The sequence below is a fragment of the Streptomyces sannanensis genome, assembly GCF_039536205.1.
GTDB lineage: Bacteria > Actinomycetota > Actinomycetes > Streptomycetales > Streptomycetaceae > Streptomyces > Streptomyces sannanensis.
Map to the genome: position 1 here is coordinate 96,751 of NZ_BAAAYL010000002.1, position 18,156 is coordinate 114,906.

Below are 18,156 nucleotides of genomic sequence, written 5' to 3' on the forward strand. Positions count from 1 at the left end.
GCGCCACGGGGGGCACAGACCGGCGCGCCACGCAGCCGCAAATCGGCCGGACACGTCACACGGCCGGGTTACGAGCAGACTTCCGACGCAGGTGGGGGGCGTCCGGCAGCAGGAAGTTAGCTGGATCGTGACTAGGCCTGGTGTAGACGCGCTGGCCTGCGAAATCGGCCATGCGGCTCCACCCCCAGCACCCGGGACGGAGGCTCTGAGCGTCGGAAGGAGCATCCGCTGCGGGCGGGTCTGAACTCCCCTGAGCTGGCGCGATCCCCCAGGCCAGCTGCGGACAGGCCCGCGTCGGTCGGGTACGAGACACGCGCCCGGCAGCAGGTGCCCCCGCCTGGCTTCGAGGTACGTTCAGTGACGAAGCGGGCGGACGCGCCGCCCGGCCCCCGAGGAGACTGGGGTGAGGAAATGCCGGATGGCCCCCTGTCCAGTCAAGGTGACGGCGCCACGCGCGGCAGCCGGGCATGACAGGACGTCATCCCACCGATCCCGGCGATCCGAGCCGTCCGCACGAGCCGGAGCCGCAGCAGGCGGTATACGCCGAGGCCCGCTGGCCGATGGCCGGAGCCATCATCGCAGTCGTGGTGTTGACCCTGCTGCTGCCCGACGACCTGCGTCTGGGACCCCGCTGGGCGCTCCCCCTTGTCGAAGGACTGCTCCTGGTGGCGCTGATCGCGGGCGACCCGGTTCGGATCAGCCGCCGCTCGGCTGCCATGCGCGCGGTATCGATCGCCCTGGTCAGCGTGTTGGCATGCGGCGCCATCTGGTCGACCGTCCAGTTGATCGACGACCTCATCCACGGTGGCACCGAGACCAACTCCGCCGATGCCCTGCTGCAGGCCGGCGGCAGCGTGTGGGCCTCCACCATCCTCGCGTTCTCCCTGCTGTACTTCGAACTCGACAGCGGCGGAGCAGCGGCCCGAGCTCATCACATGCCCACCATGCCCGACCTTGCCTTTCCCCAACACCTCAGTCCCGAAGTGAAACCCGCGCACTGGCGTCCCCGCTACATCGACTACCTCTACCTCGGATTCACCAATTCCACCGCGTTCAGCCCTACCGACGTCATGCCTCTGGCCCCTTGGGCCAAGATCGTCATGGCCATCCAGTCCCTCGTCTCCCTGGTCATCCTCGGACTCATCATCGCCCGAGCCGTCAACGTCCTCGCCTGAACCCGCCAAGCCCGGAAGGCCGTGCTGAGGGGCCGGGCCTTTGGAGACCGTGCGCGTGCGGATGGTTCTGCAGGAGGTCGCCGTCGACGTCCTGGTCTTCGCGGGAGCCGAGGAGAGCCAGGCCCGCGACGCGGTACTGACCGCCGCACGGCCGCCGTGATCTCCTCCCATTTCCCGGTGGCTGCGGAACGCCCACGCCCTCCTGCGACACCTGTTTCCGTACCTGCCGGAACTACCCCGGCTGCAACGAGCGGTTGCCCAGGGCCGCCGGGCTCGTTCGGCAGGTCATCCGCGCGCCGGCCCGGACACAGGACAGGGCGCTCTTCGTCGCCGGGGTGGCGCGCGAGGGCGCCGTGGGTCTGCTGGAGCAGGGTCGGGCATCAGCTGGCCACTCCTACTGCGCGGGCCCGGTTCGTGCGGATCATCGCAGAGCTGGGCAACGGCAAGGCGCTGACGGTGCGCGGGCGGGCCGAGCTGCTGGACGCCGTGCGGGACGTGATGGAGCCGGAGTCGGTTCGCCGCCAGCGGCCTCGTCCGCGCGCTCGGACCCGCGCAGACGCCGATGACCGTCGAGGCGGTCTTGACCCACGTCGAGGCCCTGTGCGCCGCGCTGGGCCGCACCCTGGACGGGAAAGTGGACGGCGCGCTGCTGGAGCGGGCCCGCGCCGTTCACCGCGCTTCCATGATCGACTACCTCGCCGCCGAAGCCGGACAGCTGGTCGACCTCTTCCGCGTGCCCACCCTGCAGGAGCAGTTCGACCAGGCCGGGAGGCAGCTCCTGCTCGTCCTCGGAATGGACCTGATCCACCGCCGCGCCCAGTCGCGTGGTCTCACCATCGCCGCCGCGGTCTGACGGTGGGTCCCGGGCGGCCCGCCCGGGACCCACCGCACGAGCTTCTCGTCCGCTCATGGGCGGCCGGGCTGCTCAGCCTTTGCGGCGCAACCGTGGGAGCCGCCAGGAGAGCCGCGGCCGGCCCAGCAAACGGCCGACCTCCCCTTCGGCCTGTTCCACATCGGCCTCGCGCTGCACAGGGAGCACCATTACCCAGGTGGGCATCGTCAACTTGTTGGTGTGCGGTTACTTGAGGGTGTGCGGGGGTGTGCTGGGCTTGGTTTCCGCCTCTGGTTCAGGCCTCGGTGGGCATGGCGGTAGTGCCGGTGATCTCGTTCCAGGTTCCGAAGCGGTGGCGCATCTCGGTGCGGTAGCCGGTGGCGGTCATCCGGTGGCGGCGGGGCCGGAAGTGCGGTGAGATCTGGCTGAACGCGGACAGGAACCTCTGGGTTCTGCCGACTGTGCGGAAGCCCTTCATCGCGCGTTCGCGCTGCCTCGTCGGCTGATGGGAGTTCTCCGCACAGTTGTCCAGGCCCTTGTGGGAACGGTGATCGACCGAGGACATCAACTCTCTGTGGGCGACGCCGTAGGAGCGGAGCTTGTCGGTGACCAGCACCCTGGGTGTCCTCCGCTGCTTCTTCATCAGCTTGGCCATGAATCGCTTCGCGGCCTTCGCGTCCCGCTTGGACTGCAGCAGGATGTCGAGGACAGTGCCGTCCTGGTCCACGGCCCGCCACAGGTAGTGCCGCACCCCGTTGATCTTCAGGAACACCTCGTCCAGGTGCCACTTGTCGCCAGCCTGGGGCCGGCGGCGGCGCAGGGCGGCCTCGTACCGGGGGCCGAACCGGTCGCACCACCGGCGGATCGCCTCATGGGAGACGGTGATCCCGCGGGCCAGGAGCAGCTCCTCGACTTCGCGGAAGGAGAGCGGGAAGCGGTGGTACAGCCACACCGCGTGGGAGAGGACCTCCGCCGGGAACCGGAACCCCTTGTACGACGGCCCGTCCCCGGCGCCCTCCACCACCAGCTCCTCCCGAACGATCAACAAACCCGGCCACCATCCCAGCCCGGAGACCACTCACTCAACTTGACAGTGCCCTCGAACCTGTGGTCAGACGCTGTCGGGTCTCCCGCTGTTTGCTCAGAACAGCGCCAGGTCCTCACTGCTGGTGTCCGCGATGACTGGCCGGAACCGGGTGGGGAGGCCGTCCAGGCGGTCGGGTCCGGCCGCGGCGGCAACGGCAGGGGCGGTCTCGGCCAGCCAGGTGCCAAACCGCTCGGCGGCTTCGCGGTAGGGGACTCGCGCCAGGACACGGTGCTCGCCGGAGGGGCAGAAGTCGACGGCGACAGTGAGCAGGCAGGAACGGGGCGCACTCTGGCTGCCCGTCCAGGACACGCGCAGCACACCACAGGGTTTGCGCCCTCGGGAGCCGCGGGGGTCGCGGTGGGTCGGGCGCAGCGATCGGCAGGCTATGTGGGCGGTCCATGCGGCGAGGTGTGGCAGTGGCAGAGTGGTGCGGGTGCGGCAGCCGGGGCAGCGGTGCCAGTGGTGGAGCCAGTCGGCGGCGTGGGTGTGGAAGAGACGTACGTAATGGTCGGCCACGCGGATGTCGTTGCTGTACAGGTGGTCGGGTCGTTCTTGTGTGTTGCAGGAGTGACAGACGGGGGCGCGGACGTAGCCATGTTCGTGGCAGTGGTCGAGTACGGCGGCGGGTGCGGTGCGGCAGATGGCGCAAGTCCACCCAGCCACCTTGCGGGAAATGCCGGCTTTCCTGCTGAGTACCGAGTACAGGTAGCCTTGCAGTTCCCCGTTGTACGGGCGCAGTGGGACGGTCGGGCCGTCGGGGCCCGTCGTCTGCCGGCCGGCGGCGGCTCGGGCCTGCCCGCGGCGGGAAGGCGGCTCGGTGACAGCTGCGCTTTCCTGGCGGGTCCGCGCGGCTTGCAGCCACTGCGCTTCGGTGTGCTCGGCCGCGTCCAGCAGCCTGACCACGGCGCGCGGCAGCCACCATGTCCGCGCCGTTTGGTCGCGGGTTTGCTCCACGAGTTTCCGCCGCCAGTCGATCCCCGCCAGATGGTGCAGCTGGCCGCCTTCACCTCGTGCTGCCCGCCCGTTGTCGCTCAAATCCTGCAGTTCCTGGGTGATGCGCTGGCGCCACCGCAGCGGCATTCCGTCCATGTGCTCCTGCTTCGGCGCGCCACGGAACGGACCGATGCGGACCAGATCCCGGCGGTCCATCTCAACCGTGTTCAGTTCCGCCGCCGCCCGGCGCACCTCAATCTCCGGAACACCCCATGGGCCGCCGCTTGCCTGCACCGTCGCCACCACACGGCCGCCGAGTAGGACGTACCCCGCCCGGGCATCGGCAGGAGAGCAGGTGAACGCCGCAGAAGCCGTCGGCACAGCGCTGCCGGCCGTCAAGCCGGCCCACAGAGCATCCGCAGCGCCCAGAGTGATCAGGCCGCCCCTGCGCCCGGGGATGACACGCTCTGACATACCGACAGGCTAACGGCCGGCACCGACATACTGATAGTCGGTGATCGACACGCTGCTGGAGCAGAGCTGCTACGTATCCGGCCAGCATCCGTCCCGTATCTCAGCGGCGGTGGCTTCGTTGTCCAGTCGACGCGTGCATGATTCCGTCCTCCGCGGAAGCGCGCCGAGGGCCCCTAGAAACCACCGCCCGGTCAGGGGCCCTCGCCCCATACCGCTACGGGTCAGCGCTCGGCTGCACGGGCACGCAGGCGCGCCATGACCCCCGTGCGCTCCCGGGCGGCCTCGAGCACGCCGACTGCGAAGGCCGCCGAGGACCGTTTCCTGGACTTCCAGGAGGAATGGGGTGTCAAGTATCCGGCGGTCGTGCAGGTTTGGGAGAACGCATGGGCCGAGTTCGTACCATTCCTCCAGTTCGACACGGAGATCCGCCGGATCGTCTGCACGACCAATGCGATCGAGAGCGTGAACGCGCGCACCCGCAAGGCCGTCCGGGCCCGCGGGCACTTCCCGAACGAGGCTGCGGCCCTCAAGTGCGTCTACATGGCTGTCATGAGCCTTGACCCCACCGGGCAGGGCCGCAAACGCTGGACCATGCGATGGAAGCCCGCACTGCAGGCCTTCGACGGCCGACTCTCCGTCGGCCGCCGATAAGTCACACCACACGAGTTACACCGTTGGCTGGCTCTGACTCACTTCCGGTGGTGACGTATAGTAGCGCTCGTTACTTGCAGTGATTCGCCCAGTTCACGCTGGAACCCAGCGACATGGACCCTGAGCGCGCCGCAGGCCGGGACGGCGGCTTTGGGCGGACACCCCAGTGGCTCGACCAGACACTTTTGTCATGACTTTCCGTCACCACCGAAAGTGAGCCAGAGCCGTTGATTAGACACTCCCGGCCAGCTTTGACAGGTCGACCAAACGGTCCTTGAATGTTGTCCAGGGTGACGGTGGGCTGCGGACGACGGGGATCTCGCGGAAGACGGTGGCCCGCAGCGCCTCGGTAACGTTCCATGTCCATGACGCGTTGTAGATCCGCTTGTCGTCCCGGTTGTAGGTGTGGGTGTCAGGGTCGCGCTTCTGTCCGGGCGGCTGGCGTTCGCGCCCCAGGATGTTTCCCGACGCGAGGTCGCTCCCCAGCAAGAACCTACTTTCAAACGGCGGGTTGGTCGGGCGGGAGCACGCGGCTACGAGGGCTTTCTCCATGGCTTCTCCGCCGAGACACCGAAGGCGCCTTTGTTCGCGCCTGCCTGAGCCTTGACTTCCTTCGGCACTGGCCCCACACCGACATAGAGCTCCCACTTAACGGACGAGAGGACGGTGAAATCTGCCTGCACCTTAGTTTCGAGCTTCCATCCGCGCTTCTGCAGGCGGTCGGTGAAGAGGAGGAGCTCGGCATGGCGGGGGACCTCGCGCGTAAAGATTCCACCGCTGGCCCGGCGAGGGGGAAACCCATCGGCGGTTTCACGCGGGTCCTCGATGACGCGCAGGTGGTCTTCTCCGATGCCTTCGAAGGCGATGCGGAGGTCGTCCACCACCTGGTCCGCGGTCTTCTCGATGGCCGGCGACGCCTTCGTGTTCGGTGACGGCGATGTTGTCGCGGAGACTGTTGCCTGGCCTGCCGACGGCGTCGCTGTCCCGTCGCCGTCCCCGCAGCCAGTGAGCAGCAGCGCCGCCGCAAGCGTGCCTGCGGCCGTGGAGCCTCTGAGCCCTCTCAATGTCCACCCCTGTGTGATACAGACCCGGTACGGAACACCAGGTCAGAAAGCGGGAGTCTGCCACGGCCGAGTACTCACTCGCACATAGGTATCGGTATGCCCAGGGCACGGGAGGTCGGTGGAGTCTCATGGCCCAGTCAAGCCATCAGCGATTTTGAAAACCGTCGTGGCAGCGATGTCACCGCGGGTTCAAATCCCACACCCACCGCAGGTGAACGGCCCCTGACCAGCCAACTCGGTCAGGAGTCGTCGGAATGTCCAATCACCGTGATCGCCCGGAGATCCCCGTGATTCCCCGCTCGATGGGGCACGGAAGGAGCACGGAGACCACGCAAGCTGAGCTGGTCAGGGACACTGCGGGGTATCAACCGCGCCGTCACCACAACAGCCCCGGCTTCGGATCCGGGCACCTGGCGACCCGGCGTACGAGGAAGGCCACCACGTACACATGCTCTGGCGGTGTGCGGAAATCGGCCGGGGCCACGCGTCGGTCGGCCTGGCTGGGGGGTGGTGGGAGGTCCGGCAGGGGGATGCGGTCGAAACGGGCGGCGCGGAGGCGGCGGTCGAGAGCCGGGGACGGGCTCAGGGCCCCGGCGGGCGTGGGATGCCTGCCGGTCGAGAGCCCGCCGGAGGACCAGCGGCGGGAGTTTCGGCAGCAGGCCCGGCGGTCGTTCACGCCCAGGGATCTTGAGGAATCCCAGGGGAGACCCGCCGTCGCCCGACGGCGCGGGGCCTGCGTCCGAGGCGAACCAGACGGCGATGTTGCGGGCGAGGACCAACCCGGTGATGAAGCACGGGAGTTCACCGGCGGGCGGGTCGGCGCCGTCGCTGAGCAACCGACCCGGTTCGGCGAAGCGCCAGTGGCGCGAGGCGAACAGGGCCGGGCTCAGCCACTCCCGCTCGATGCCGACGCTCGTGTACTCGAACTCCATGGCACCGATCGACGGGCGGCCCGAGCCGCCGAAAGCCGCGCGTGCCGACGCGGGCGCCCGGGCCGCGAGGTCGGCGAACTCGCCGGAGTCGACACGGATCAGCGGCCAGCCGCCGGTGAGCGCGCCGGAGGGCCGGAACGGTGTCGGTACGAAGCGCGCGCCGTGGCTGTCGGAGTGGAAAAAACCTCGCGCGGCCCCACCGCCTTGTTCAGACGGGCGAAGAGCGTGCTGGCCGAGCGGCTGCCGAGCTCCCGTTCCACCTCCTGGCAGCGTTCGATCTCGCCCTTGTGACCGTCGCTCTCCCACTGCGCCATGCGCTCGGCGACGATCGCACGCAGCACCTGTTCCTGTGTCTGCCAGGCCTTCTTCGCGTCGTCGCTCGACGGGGCGTCGGCGGCCAAGGCACGGTTCGCGTACTCCTGGGCCGCGGTGAACCAGGCGTCGCGCAGCATCCGGTAGGCGACCAGTTCGGGGCTGGGGACACGGGTGCCGTCCTGTTCGTCGTAGAGGTAGTCGAGCGCCTTGGCGAGGCGCTCCGACTCGGCGGCGGTCAGCGGATCAGACGTGGCGACCTCGGCCCGGTCGAGCACGTCCAAGTACGGTTCCCACACGGGCCGTCCGGCCCCGGGCACCCACAGCGGACCAGTCGGTATCAGGCTGACCAACTGCGAGAACTCGGCGAGCAGCCGTACGTCCTCTGCGGTCTTCGGCGCCGAGAGGCGGCCGAGCCGGTCCGTGTCGAAGGCGCACGGGGCCATAGGGACGACCGCGGTCAGATCGGTGGAGCTGAAGACCTGGCTGACCTTCCCGGCCAGGCCGAGCAGAGCACCTGCGTCGATCCCGGCCGGGAGCGCGACGGACATACCCGCGCCTGCTACTCGAAGTCCTCGGATTTCAGCTGTGGATCGGGCTGCGGCATCTTGTCGAAGAGGTGGTTGACCACGGCGATGCACTGGATGCCGGGCATGGTCAGCTCCTCGTCCTGCAGCTTCGAGGTGTACGAGTTGCGGCTTGTGCTGTGGGTGGCGCTGCCGCCCAGCATGAAGATACCGCATCCGATCGCACCGCCTCCGCCGATCGTGCTCGTGGCATCACGGTAGGCGTCGGCAAACTTCTTCGACCGGATCTTCACGTTGCGTACGAACAGGGCCGAGGTGGGATAGCCCACTAGGCTGCCGTGCGGCGGACGTGCCCCGTCACTGGGCATGTCCATCCCCCAGCCGCCGGATCCCGGCTCGAGGGTCCATCCCTTGCTCGTGAGGAAAGCCATGCTGAGCCAGGGCCTGGCGATGATGACTTGGGTGATTTCGTAGCTGAGGGAGAAGTCGTCGAGTTCGAGCGAGCCCTCGGTGACCGTCTCGCTGCCCTGGGCGCCACCGCCGATGTGTACGACCCCCCAGTTGATGTTGGCGCCCGCCGACCAGTCCGTGCCGCTGGTCTCGCTCAGCCGCTCGCACGTGTTGTGAGTGATCTTCAGGGTGGTCCAGCCGGGAGCCTTGGCGAAACCGCCGGGGATGGCCGTGGTGAAGTGGAACGGCAGGCCGGTGGCGACGTTGGTGAGCTGTGCGGCCGCGAACAGCTGCTGCATCTGCCGCTTCCACAGGAGCATGCTGCGCTGCGTCGTCTGGTTGATGTACGCGTTGATGCTGTCGACGCGGTTACGGAATCCGTTGGCCTCCCAGGCGTCGAGGGCCCGCTGCACGCCGTTCAGGTAAATTTGCCCGTTCTTCTCGAAGTCCTTGGCTGCGGCAAGGCCTTCAGTGCCCGTGGCGGTCTCCGCGGCGTTGCGCTTGGCGTTGTAGGCCATCACCGCGGCGTCGTACTTCTGCGCGTAGAAGTCGTACTTCTTCTTCATGTCGCTCGGCACGGGGAGCTCGACCTCTTGGTCCGTCGAGAAGTCCGTGTACGTCTGCATGGTGATGAGCTCCGCCCGCGCCGCAGCCAGCTTCTTCTCCACGGCCTCGGAGAGGTTGACCTTGGTGACCTTGGACATCCGCAGGATCTGGTCGTAGACGTCGCTCAACCGGATCTGCTCGCCGTGCAGCAGGATCTCCTCCTGCGTGCCGCGTTCGTACGCCTGGGTCGCCGACGGCCGGAAGTCGAAGAGCATCGCGAAGTTCCAGGCCTGGTTGTTCAACCGGTTCACGTCCTCGGCCGTCTTCGCCGAGTTCAGGCCCTTCTCGGCGAATTCGAAGTCCTCCGGCGAGAAGACACAGGCAGGCTGCAGCCAGGACAGGAACGCCCGCGAGTTCGCCGGAACCTTGGCGTCACCGCCGAGCACCGTCTCCCGGATCTGGTTGCGCAGGGCGGCGCCCAGGGTGTTGAGCGAGATCGGCATCACAGTCTCCCCACTGCTGTTCCGGAGTCCCACATCGGGCCAAGAGCACACGGATTCGTGGCGTGCCCAGTGATTTAAGGCCGCCCGGAATTCCCGTCAACGCCCAATTCCAGCCACCGGCATATCTCACCAGTACCGGACGCAAGGGACCCGACAAACATCGCCTTGTGCGCTCTGGCGGCGCGAGCGGTTCGGCTGAGGCTCTCTACGCCTGCGTCAGATTCCTCTGTATTGAGGAGCCCGGCATCGAAGCTCTGCCCCGACGCGGTGGCGAGACAGTTCGAGGCGTCTGGTGAACCCCGGAAGCGCCGGTGATCACCATGGCCAGCCACATCATCCACGTCTGCTTCGAGCTCCCACCAGGCCACGCCTGCAACCTGCTGCAGCACCTGCGCAGGCTGCTGGAGGACATCACCCCGCAGGTGCAGATCCTGGAGCCAGACAGCGCCGTCCTCCACGTCACCGGCGCGCTGCGCTTCTTCGGCCGCGATCCTGCCGAGATCGCTGCGGTATCCGGATGGGGGCGGGCTGACCGCAGAGCAGCGCAAGCGCCGGGAAGAGGTGCGGACGCTGGCGCCGCCCGCGGATCCGGCGGACATCGCCGCAGCCGAACGCGTCATCGGCCGGCCACTGCTGAAGCCCTTGGCGATATCACTGTTGCGGCACGACGGTCTCCTCGACCAGCGATTCTCGCTGCTGCCAGGGTTCTACAGACCGATGAGTGCACGCGAGATAGCGGCTGAGTGGCAACTCTTCACCCGCTTCTACAACAAGCGTACGGCGGACGAGGAAGGAGAGGAGGCGGACCACGCCTTCATGAAGATCGGGGCCAGCCACGTCCTGTACGGACATCCGCAGTTGATCCCCATCGCGCGGGACCTCGGCGGGGGTCACCTCGTGCTGGACCACCGTCCCGAGATCGACCGGGGGCGCGTCCACGAAGCCGAGGCCGTGGAAGGCATTATGCGCGGCATCCGGTCCCAGGCCGTCGCAGTGGCCGTGCCGTAGCGGGTGGTGTCCGTGGCGGTCGTGACGTCGGGCTCGTGCCAGCTGTCGGGCTTCTTGAACGTGAGGACGCCGCCATGCCGGCGAGGGCGCCCGCCCCGGGGACCCGGCCGGGCGGGGCCGGGGTCGCGGAGCATGACCCGGTCCGAGCGCAGGCGCCCGACCAGCACGACGGGAAGGTCGGCGAGAGCGTGGGTCAGGTAGGCGACGTCGTAGCCGGAGTCCATCACGATCAGGATGTCCGGATCGCCCGGCCTCCAGTGGCCTGCGCTCGTCAACCGCTCGACAGCATCGCGGAGTTGAGCGGAAGTGACGGTGGTCGCGTCGTCGGCCGGCCCCAGGCGGACCGCGTCCAGGAGAGCGACCCAGGAGGTGCGGCCGGACTCCAGGGCCGCGACGAAGGAGTAGGGCCAGCCGGGCACCAGCTGGTCCGTCTTGCGGTCGCCGCGTCCGTAGACGTGGCAGAAGAGTCGGTCGCCGCTGGTGGGAGCGTCGGGTCGCAGCCAGTGCGACACGTCCACGGCGAGGACGATCCGCCCGTCGGCCGCCTTCGGTAGCGGCAGGCCCGCCAGCACGCGGCGCAACCGTGTCGGCTCCAGCCAGCCACGGTCCAGGGCCGCGTACAGCGCACCGTGCCCGCGCCGGTGCTCGACCGCCAAGGAGAGCTCGACCAGGGTTTTCACCGGCCCGTCCGCGCACAGCACCGCGTCGGTGAGCTCGAAGAGCGCGTCCGCGCGGCTGTACAGGCAGTCGTAGAACTCGACACGAAAGTGGGACAGGACGCCCAGTGCGGCGTCGGCGGGACCTGCAGGAGCGAGACTCTTCACCAGCGGCCGTTCCTTCACGCGACGTTGCTCGACACCTCGAAGCGTGAAGAACGGCCGTCCTGCTGTCCCTCGAAGAACACGAGATCAGCGGGTCGAGTGTAGGGTCGGGGGCTGGCGCGGTGGCGGAGTACGTCCGCTCCGTTTCCAGCCCCCGCCGCATCGAACCGTGCGTGCGGTTCTCCCGCACACGGCTCACCGATGCCGTTCACCGCCAACATTCGGCCTGCCCCGCCAGTCCTGGAAGGGTCTGGGGGCGACGACGGTCCCGTGCAGAGCGATCAGTCCCAACGAGTCGGAAGCCGCCTGAGCGACCACTGACCAGCCGAATTTCCGGCTGCGCCGGTGCTTCTTGGCGATGAACCCGCCGATCCGCATCCGCGCGTACGAGCCGATTCTGGTCAAACCGGCGGGCCGAGTTCCCGAACCGGAAATACCCGGCCCACCCGCGCAAGAACGCGTTCACGTCCTCCACAATCACTTTGACCGGCCGCAACATCCTGCGCCGCTCCATCAGTTCACGAATCCGGTCGCGGGCATGCTGCACCGCCCTGTCCGAGGGCCAGCGGGCGAGGAAGGCGATCGGGCGCCGCCCACCGCGAGGCCGGGACGTGACCCACCGGTGGTGGAAGCCGAGGAAGTCCACTCCCTCGCCTCCGACCTGCAGGTGCACGATCCTGGTCTTGGCCGCCTTCGGCTCCAGGCCGAGTTCGGCCAGCAGAACCTTCAGCCGCCCAAGGGCGGCTTCAGCCTGCTCACGGGTAGCACACATCACCACAGCATCGTCGGCATAGCGGACCAGAACCCCGTGACGGCGCACGTCCCATGCCCGGTCCAGCCGGTGCAGATAGACGTTCGCCATCAACGGTGAAACAACACCGCCTTGGGGGGTTCCGATCACCGGCCGACGAACCTGCCCGTCCGCCATTACCCCGGCCCGCAGCATCGCGCGCAGGAGTTTGAGGACCGACCGGTCGCAGACGCGTTCCTCGACCGCCTGCATCAACTTCTCATGCGGAATCGCCTCAAAGCAGTTGGCGATGTCCGTCTCCACCACCCAGCGCCTGCCCCGCCATGCCTCGTCCACGAGGACCTGAAGGGCATCGTGCGCTCCGCGCCTGGGCCTGAACCCGAACGAACACGGGAGCATATCGGCCTCGAAGACCGGCTCGAGCACGATCTTCAGTGCGGCCTGCACGATGCGGTTGCGGACGGAAGGAATCGACAGCGGCCTCTGTTCCGTGGTTGTGCCGGGCTTCGGGATGAACACCCGGCGCGCGGGCAGCGGACGCCAGCGGCCTTCCTTCAACTCAGTGGCCAATTCGCCGAGAAGCCGGTCGATGCCGTACTCCTCGACCTGCGCGAGAGTGGTGGCGTCAATGCCCGGAGCGCCGTTGTTCCGACGCACCGTCGCCCACGCGCGCCGCAGGACGTCCCTGCGGTGGACCTTGTCCCCCAGCGCGTGGAACCGTCGTCCGGGATCGGCCTTGGCCGCCCGGTAGAGCGCATGCTGCAAGGCTCGGACCGGATCCAGCTTCAGGGATCCCGACGTGGCGGAACTAGCCGATGTGGCACTCACCAAGCCCCTCCAGACAACCTGCGCATCGACGAAGCAGCGGCCCTTCCCCTGGCTGGCGGTTGTGTTGTCCGCCGGCTCATCGCGGTACTACGGCCGCCTCCGACGCCCACCCGGCTCGCGCCCACTTCCCGGGGTGCGCCTCGGTATGCACCGGGCGAGTCAGTGCACGGCGAGGGGACAGCCGCTGGCGAGGCGTGGCGCTTGCTTTGCGGCCGATCAGATGCGCCAGGTGCGGATGCGGTCCGCGGTCTGGTACACGGTGGCCTTGCCGGCCTGGATGTCGCGGACCAGTTGCACCAGCGCCCCGTACGGGGGGTCGATGCCTTCGCCGCAGGCGTGCATGTAGGCGACCGTGACCTGGCAGGCGAACAGGCTGTTGCAGTACGGCAGCGGCTGCAGGCGCACCAGGGTGTGCAGCAGCGCGGCGGCGCGCCACGCGGCGTCGGGCTCGGCCGCGACGGGGCGGGGGATGCGGGTCTTGTGGCGGGCCACGGCCGCGACGAGGGCGGAGTAGTCGACGACCGTGAGGTCTTCGGGGATGGACTGTTCCTGGATGTCCAGCAGCCAGGGGATGTCGATGTAGAGCACCATCAGGCGGCGTCGGCTCCCTGCTGGCAGTCGGCCGGGGGGATTTCGTCGGGGAACGCTTCCGTCAACGGCGATCTGGTCGAGCACGAGCCCGACGATCCGGTCGTAGGATTCCAGCGCGCTTGTTCACTGCCTGCTCCTTGTCCGCCCGGCGCAACCGCGCCGGGCAGCAAGCACCCGTTCCTGAAAGCGGGTGACGGATGGGCGTGTACTGACTGCACGCCCATCCGTCACCCTAGCGGTCTAATCCGATGGAATGCCCTGATAAGTCCGCCATTCGGGTGACATGGGTTTCCCCGGCACGGTGTGCGTCTGCGGGCGTTCACGCAGTTCACATAGGGTGTTCCCTTTCCCGGATGGCTCTGGTGATGGGGGCGGGGCGGGGAAGCAGCTGCCCGTCGAGGTAGAGGTCCACGTGCTCGTTGTAGAAGGCGAGGCCTGCGATGGGTGACACCTGACGGGTCGGAAAGTCGTACGCGCCTGTCCGCGGGGAGACGACGTGGTCCCTGCTGTGCCGGGTGGCCACCGCGTACGGCATCCAGCCCGAGCAGGTGCTCGGGCACTTCACGGTCACCGGCTCCCGTCCCCGGCACGAGAGCGGCGCAGTGCGGGCCGATGTGGAGCTCCTGCTCAACGGGGCCGGACAGCGAATGCTGACAGAACTGAGCGGGGTCGGCCTGGAGGTACTGAGCCGGGCGTTGCCGGCCTTTTCCGTCGAGGACACCAAGGCCGGTGGAGACGAGGGCGTGGCGCGTGCGGTGTGGCGTGTGGGCGGGGCAGTGGCGGGCCGGTGGCGTTCGGGTGCCGGTTGTGCGCGGCACGGCGCTGCGGGACCGGGGCGCGGGTCGTACGCTACACGCCGCGGTGGGATCGGGTGTGCGCACGGCATGCACTGTGGCGGCTGGACGCGGACGCCGACCAGGTCCTGGAGCATCTGGATCTGCGCGGCCTGCCAGAAGTGCTGGCCGCGCGGAGGCGGTGGGCGGTTGTGGCTCGGCGTGCGGGGCGGGCTGAGGTGGAGGCCGAGCAGATGTTCGGCCTGGCGCACGCGGTCGTGGCGGTGGTGGGACCAGGCCCTGTACTGGGAGCAGGAGAAGAGAGGCGTTGCCCTGGGGCGGAGCTCTTGGCAGATCTCCGGCCCAGAACACTAGAGCAGTGCTTCCGGGCCTGCGTCGACGTATCCGAACTCACGGCCCACGTGCACCAGGGCCCGGCGCAGCAGGTTCCTGCGCTCGTCGGCGGTCAGGCGCGGTGGGGCGGTGATCGTGACGGCCATGGCCGTCCGGTCGTCGCCGTCACCAAACGGGGTGAGGTCGAGGACCTGTGTCAGCGGCGGCAGGACTCCGTTCGGCTCGGACCGCTCACTGCTGAGGCGCAGTTCGATAGTGGGCGGAGCGGACCAGTGCAGATCGGGTGTGCCGATCGCTTCGGGGAGCAGCTCAGCGGCGGTTTCCCACGCGCCGAGGAGTACTGCCTGCGCCTCTTGCAGGCTCAGCCGAGTGTCCCAGCCGAGCTGGAGGAGTGTTGCCCATGCCTGCCTGTCGTCGATGAGGACTTCGGCACACACGACGACCGAGGACTCCATCGTCGTCGGCAGGGCGAGCATGGCGGCGGCCTGCAGGGCAGGGGTGCCCTCCGTCGTAGCGAGAGTGCATGTGTAGGAGAGCGACCGGGACGAGTTGAATGACAGGGTCCGCCGCCACTGGGCGGCGGGCAGGTCAGCGGCGCGGCGTTGGGAGAGAAGCGTCATCGCTCCGGCCAGCTGGCTGTTGGGGAGCTTCCGCTCCAGGTCCAGTCGCCGTTGTGTGGTGATCTCCAGTGTGTTCGTGTCCGCCCACGGCAGGGTCCCCACGACGCGGAGGCGCAGGGCCGGAGTCTGGCCGCTCGTCCAGTTCGTCGCGGAGCGTCCCTGCTCGAGACCGAATCTGGGGTGGGGGTGCCAGCGCCATTCGCCGCCGTGCTCCGTGCGCTTGAGGCAGCCGGCTCCCCAGCGTCCACCGGCGAGGTCCAGCGTCTGGGCTTCGGCGTGGATCAGCCAGGGTTCCCGCCCGTCTGCGGACGGGACGGGAAAGCCCATGGCCGCGAACGCGTCTTCGCCGAGGCTGGCGCGGCCAGCAGCCGTGATCGCCTGCCAGACCGGGGCCGCCACGGCGACCGCCGGGCGGCCGGGCATCAGGTGTCGGCGTACAGCCTCATCTGTCCACCCACGTACGAGCTACTGTAATCCGCTCCTGCCGGTCCTTCCTCGACAGGCGACGCGCTGTGGGCCCCGCCGAGGAATACCGCGACCCCACCGACGACGAGTGGCGCGAGTTCCAGCAGCACTTCCACATCCGCAAGCTGGAGCTGGGCGACTGCGCTCGGCCCTACGGAACCCCCTGCCAGCGCGGGCATTCCTGCATCAGATGTCCCATGCTCCAGGTCTCGCCCCGTCAGCGGGCACGACTCGTCGAGATCATCCACAACCTCGGCGACCGCATCGCCGAGGCCCGCTTCGCCCTGGTGATCTGCCGGACGACCTTGTGGTGTTCCGGCAGCCGTAGCGCGCGCCGGTCCTCGAGGACGGCGGGCAGGCCGAAGCGCGCGACGGCGGAAGCGGTCAGGACGATGAGCGGGTCGGTGTCGTTGCCATTGCGGTTCAGTCGCGGCGCGCCGGGCCTGGCCTCGTTCAGCGTCCACTCGACCAGGGCCGGGATCGTCTTGGCCGGGCAGTCCAGGACCAGCCCCTGGGCGCAGTACGCCAGCATCCTGCCGTCCTCCTCGACGTCCAGGACGGCGAGCGGACCGTTGACGAACCGCGGTTCGGCCCCGACGGCCTTGTCCGGCGCGGCCGGACGGCGTCCGCCGGTGCTGCGTCCCGCACCGGTGCGGGACGGTTCGTGAGGGTCCGCGGCGGGGTTGCCTGGACGGGCGGCGCCGCGGTGACCGCGTCCGGGCGTGCCTGAGCAGCGAGGGCCGGTGGGCTCGGCGGTGCCGGGGGCAGCACCGGAATGGCACCGGCATGGGTGGCGGTCAGGCGCCGGTGGGTGGCGGTGGTCGGGCGGTGCCTTTCCGGTGCCAGGTGGCGGTCCCTCCAAGCTGTCCGACCAAGATCGTTCTTGCCCCGATCGGGAAAGAAAGTGGCCTGCGAGCCGAACAGCCGCCCACGCAAAACGCTCAACTGGGGAACCCCAGCCGAGCGTCTCGCTAAGCTCCTGACCACAGCCAGTTGATCACCTGTGTTGCGACGGCCCCTGAAATTCTCCCCTTTGGCTGACGAAGCTTCCTTCGGCCCTGGAAGACAAATCTTTGGCAGGTCGCTAGGTGGTGCAGAGAGGTTATGAATTTGCACACGGGGGCGGCAGGGTGCCGCTAACCTCAATTGTGTTAATCCAGCCGCTTACGCGACTACCCAGGTTGGTGGGGCCTGGAAGGCTGACCAACACGAAGGTCCCGCTGGGTGACACATATGTGCAGTACGCGGTCACTGGACTTCCGGAAGGGTAAACTCCCACGTAGTTAGCGTCGTTGACTGGGTTTGCATTGACGTATGCCCCATACGAGTTGGCGGTGAGGATCGACGGGGAGTTGACTCCCCCGCTGGTCCCGATCGAGTGTCCGCTACCTGCTGCTCCGTTCCCTACGGTCACGTCTCGGCCAGCGTTGTTGATGTTGCTGTTGTCCCCATTGTTAACGATGACTGTGCTGCGGCCAGGATCGTCACCGTCAGTAGCCGCGGCAGCCTGACCGTTAGCCATACCCAACACGCTCAGTACAACAGTGGTACATGACGCGAACCGCACAACAGACTTCACAGAGGATCCCTTCGTGCAGTGAAGTGAGTGTTGAAGCCACTGGTATCCGACCAGCTAACTAAAGGCTTGACGGCAGGAAGAATATGCCTGAGGGATCAATCTAAAGAGGGATCTAATGCGTCCAATAGGACCACATGTACGTAGGTGCTGGCGGTGAGCCCGGTGTGGCGGTCAGGCGCCGTTGGGTGGCGGTGGTCGGGCGGGGGCCTTTTCGGTGCCTGGGTGCTCGTGCAGGGAGCCTCGGGCAGGGCCCACCCACGTAGATGGGAGGAGCAAGATAGTGGTTACTGATCCCAGTAACCGGAAAAGCCGCCCGAGCACGGGCGGCTTTTCGGCGACCACCGGGGGTCGTCGTCAGGGCGTCGGCGCCATCCGGCGTCGGGTCCGGTGGACGTGCTCGACGAACGTCCGCGCGCCGGGAGCAGAAGCGCCGGCGGCACCTCGATTCCGGGCTCGTCCTCCCGGCCTCCGTGGTCGTGTGCTCCTGGCCGTCCGTCACTACCCGACGACAACCCGAAAACCTCAGTAAGACTCCAACCAGGCCGGGCAGCTCGCCTCGATCACCGGCGACTACGACCACCGCGTGGAGCGCCGCGAGTTGGGCGATCCGTCCAACCTGATCGACACGACCCTCAGATACCTGCTGGGTGCCGAGCAGACCATCGTGGTGCCCGGCGCCGAACACCCGGGCGCCAGCGACGATCCCACCCCGGAAGCCAAGGCGGCGGCCGACCTGCAGCAGCGGCTGCCCACCTGGGCCGACAAGGAGCTGTTGCCGCTGCGCATGCAGCAGGCCGAACGGTGCGCGGCGCGCTGCGGGGACAGCGTCTACACCCTGGTGTGGGAGCCGTCGAAACGCCGTGTGCTGCTGCGCATCTAC

At 68.2% G+C, this 18,156-nt stretch carries 15 protein-coding genes and 4 pseudogenes; 5 read left to right on the forward strand and 14 right to left on the reverse strand.

Annotated elements, in window-relative coordinates:
* Positions 1 to 467: 467 nt before the first annotated feature.
* Positions 468 to 1,175, forward strand: coding sequence for a hypothetical protein (locus ABD858_RS34955; protein ID WP_345045386.1), 708 nt, complete (start codon positions 468 to 470; stop codon positions 1,173 to 1,175).
* A gap of 562 nt (positions 1,176 to 1,737) precedes the next feature.
* Entirely contained in the window at positions 1,738 to 2,028 is a 291-nt protein-coding gene (locus tag ABD858_RS34960) for a hypothetical protein (RefSeq protein WP_345045389.1), read from the forward strand.
* Positions 2,029 to 2,100: 72 nt separating this feature from the next.
* On the opposite strand, the gene ABD858_RS34965 is transcribed toward ABD858_RS34960, so the two are convergent.
* The 3 genes from ABD858_RS34965 to ABD858_RS34975 all read right to left on the reverse strand — a co-directional run bounded on the left by ABD858_RS34965 (position 2,101) and on the right by ABD858_RS34975 (position 4,501).
* The gene (locus ABD858_RS34965; RefSeq protein WP_345045391.1) at positions 2,101 to 2,232 is read right to left on the reverse strand and encodes a hypothetical protein; all 132 of its coding nucleotides are present in this window, start codon (positions 2,230 to 2,232) and stop codon (positions 2,101 to 2,103) included.
* Between the two features lie 70 nt (positions 2,233 to 2,302).
* Entirely contained in the window at positions 2,303 to 3,028 is a 726-nt protein-coding gene (locus ABD858_RS34970; RefSeq protein WP_345045446.1) for an IS6 family transposase, read from the reverse strand.
* A gap of 120 nt (positions 3,029 to 3,148) precedes the next feature.
* Positions 3,149 to 4,501, reverse strand: coding sequence for an endonuclease domain-containing protein (locus ABD858_RS34975; RefSeq protein WP_345045393.1), 1,353 nt, complete (start codon positions 4,499 to 4,501; stop codon positions 3,149 to 3,151).
* Positions 4,502 to 4,795: 294 nt separating this feature from the next.
* On the opposite strand from ABD858_RS34975, the pseudogene ABD858_RS34980 reads away from it, so the two are divergent.
* A pseudogene (locus ABD858_RS34980) lies at positions 4,796 to 5,152 on the forward strand (transposase); the annotation flags it as partial.
* 231 nt (positions 5,153 to 5,383) lie between these two features.
* Here ABD858_RS34980 and ABD858_RS34985 read toward each other — a convergent pair.
* The 4 genes from ABD858_RS34985 to ABD858_RS35000 all read right to left on the reverse strand — a co-directional run bounded on the left by ABD858_RS34985 (position 5,384) and on the right by ABD858_RS35000 (position 9,486).
* Complete coding sequence (locus tag ABD858_RS34985) at positions 5,384 to 5,641, reverse strand: hypothetical protein (protein ID WP_345045396.1); 258 nt, start codon at positions 5,639 to 5,641, stop codon at positions 5,384 to 5,386.
* A 44-nt stretch (positions 5,642 to 5,685) separates the two neighbouring features.
* Positions 5,686 to 6,216, reverse strand: coding sequence for a hypothetical protein (locus ABD858_RS34990; RefSeq protein WP_345045398.1), 531 nt, complete (start codon positions 6,214 to 6,216; stop codon positions 5,686 to 5,688).
* 1,030 nt (positions 6,217 to 7,246) lie between these two features.
* Positions 7,247 to 8,011 (reverse strand): hypothetical protein, encoded by a 765-nt coding sequence (locus tag ABD858_RS34995; RefSeq protein ID WP_345045400.1) that lies wholly within the window; start codon positions 8,009 to 8,011, stop codon positions 7,247 to 7,249.
* 11 nt (positions 8,012 to 8,022) lie between these two features.
* A complete protein-coding gene (locus ABD858_RS35000; protein ID WP_345045402.1) occupies positions 8,023 to 9,486 on the reverse strand; it encodes a hypothetical protein in 1,464 nt (487 codons plus the stop codon).
* A gap of 504 nt (positions 9,487 to 9,990) precedes the next feature.
* Here ABD858_RS35000 and ABD858_RS37065 point away from each other — a divergent pair.
* Positions 9,991 to 10,062, forward strand: a pseudogene (locus tag ABD858_RS37065) (helix-turn-helix domain-containing protein); the annotation flags it as partial.
* Positions 10,048 to 10,494, forward strand: a complete 447-nt coding sequence (locus ABD858_RS35010) for an SMI1/KNR4 family protein (protein WP_425586369.1) — start codon at positions 10,048 to 10,050, stop codon at positions 10,492 to 10,494. The pseudogene ABD858_RS37065 and the gene ABD858_RS35010, both read left to right, overlap by 15 nt.
* Here ABD858_RS35010 and ABD858_RS35015 read toward each other — a convergent pair.
* The 7 genes and pseudogenes from ABD858_RS35015 to ABD858_RS35040 form a co-directional block, all read right to left on the reverse strand.
* Positions 10,422 to 11,279 (reverse strand): annotated as a pseudogene (locus ABD858_RS35015) (transposase); the annotation flags it as partial. The gene ABD858_RS35010 and the pseudogene ABD858_RS35015 sit on opposite strands and share 73 nt — an antisense overlap.
* Before the next feature lie 244 nt (positions 11,280 to 11,523).
* Complete coding sequence (ltrA, locus tag ABD858_RS35020; protein WP_345045405.1) at positions 11,524 to 12,831, reverse strand: group II intron reverse transcriptase/maturase; 1,308 nt, start codon at positions 12,829 to 12,831, stop codon at positions 11,524 to 11,526.
* Positions 12,832 to 13,110: 279 nt separating this feature from the next.
* Positions 13,111 to 13,485: a toxin Doc gene (locus ABD858_RS35025; protein ID WP_345045408.1), complete on the reverse strand. Its 375-nt coding sequence runs from the start codon at positions 13,483 to 13,485 to the stop codon at positions 13,111 to 13,113.
* A gap of 15 nt (positions 13,486 to 13,500) precedes the next feature.
* A pseudogene (locus ABD858_RS37070) lies at positions 13,501 to 13,602 on the reverse strand (IS5/IS1182 family transposase); the annotation flags it as partial.
* Positions 13,603 to 13,813: 211 nt separating this feature from the next.
* Positions 13,814 to 14,050, reverse strand: a complete 237-nt coding sequence (locus ABD858_RS35030) for a hypothetical protein (protein ID WP_345045453.1) — start codon at positions 14,048 to 14,050, stop codon at positions 13,814 to 13,816.
* 579 nt (positions 14,051 to 14,629) lie between these two features.
* The gene (locus ABD858_RS35035; protein WP_345045411.1) at positions 14,630 to 15,655 is read right to left on the reverse strand and encodes a hypothetical protein; all 1,026 of its coding nucleotides are present in this window, start codon (positions 15,653 to 15,655) and stop codon (positions 14,630 to 14,632) included.
* A 259-nt stretch (positions 15,656 to 15,914) separates the two neighbouring features.
* Positions 15,915 to 16,229, reverse strand: coding sequence for a hypothetical protein (locus tag ABD858_RS35040; RefSeq protein ID WP_425586365.1), 315 nt, complete (start codon positions 16,227 to 16,229; stop codon positions 15,915 to 15,917).
* Positions 16,230 to 18,156: the final 1,927 nt, after the last annotated feature.

Coding starts and splice junctions, on each gene's coding strand:
- ABD858_RS34955 (WP_345045386.1), top strand. CDS start 468: ATGACAGGACGTCATCCCACCGATCCCGGCGATCCGAGCCGTCCGCAC.
- ABD858_RS35035 (WP_345045411.1), bottom strand. CDS start 15,655: ATGCCCGGCCGCCCGGCGGTCGCCGTGGCGGCCCCGGTCTGGCAGGCG.
- ABD858_RS34995 (WP_345045400.1), bottom strand. CDS start 8,011: ATGTCCGTCGCGCTCCCGGCCGGGATCGACGCAGGTGCTCTGCTCGGC.
- ABD858_RS35025 (WP_345045408.1), bottom strand. CDS start 13,485: ATGGTGCTCTACATCGACATCCCCTGGCTGCTGGACATCCAGGAACAG.
- ABD858_RS34975 (WP_345045393.1), bottom strand. CDS start 4,501: ATGTCAGAGCGTGTCATCCCCGGGCGCAGGGGCGGCCTGATCACTCTG.
- ABD858_RS35040 (WP_425586365.1), bottom strand. CDS start 16,229: ATGCTGGCGTACTGCGCCCAGGGGCTGGTCCTGGACTGCCCGGCCAAG.
- ABD858_RS34965 (WP_345045391.1), bottom strand. CDS start 2,232: ATGCCCACCTGGGTAATGGTGCTCCCTGTGCAGCGCGAGGCCGATGTG.
- ABD858_RS35000 (WP_345045402.1), bottom strand. CDS start 9,486: ATGCCGATCTCGCTCAACACCCTGGGCGCCGCCCTGCGCAACCAGATC.
- ABD858_RS34960 (WP_345045389.1), top strand. CDS start 1,738: ATGACCGTCGAGGCGGTCTTGACCCACGTCGAGGCCCTGTGCGCCGCG.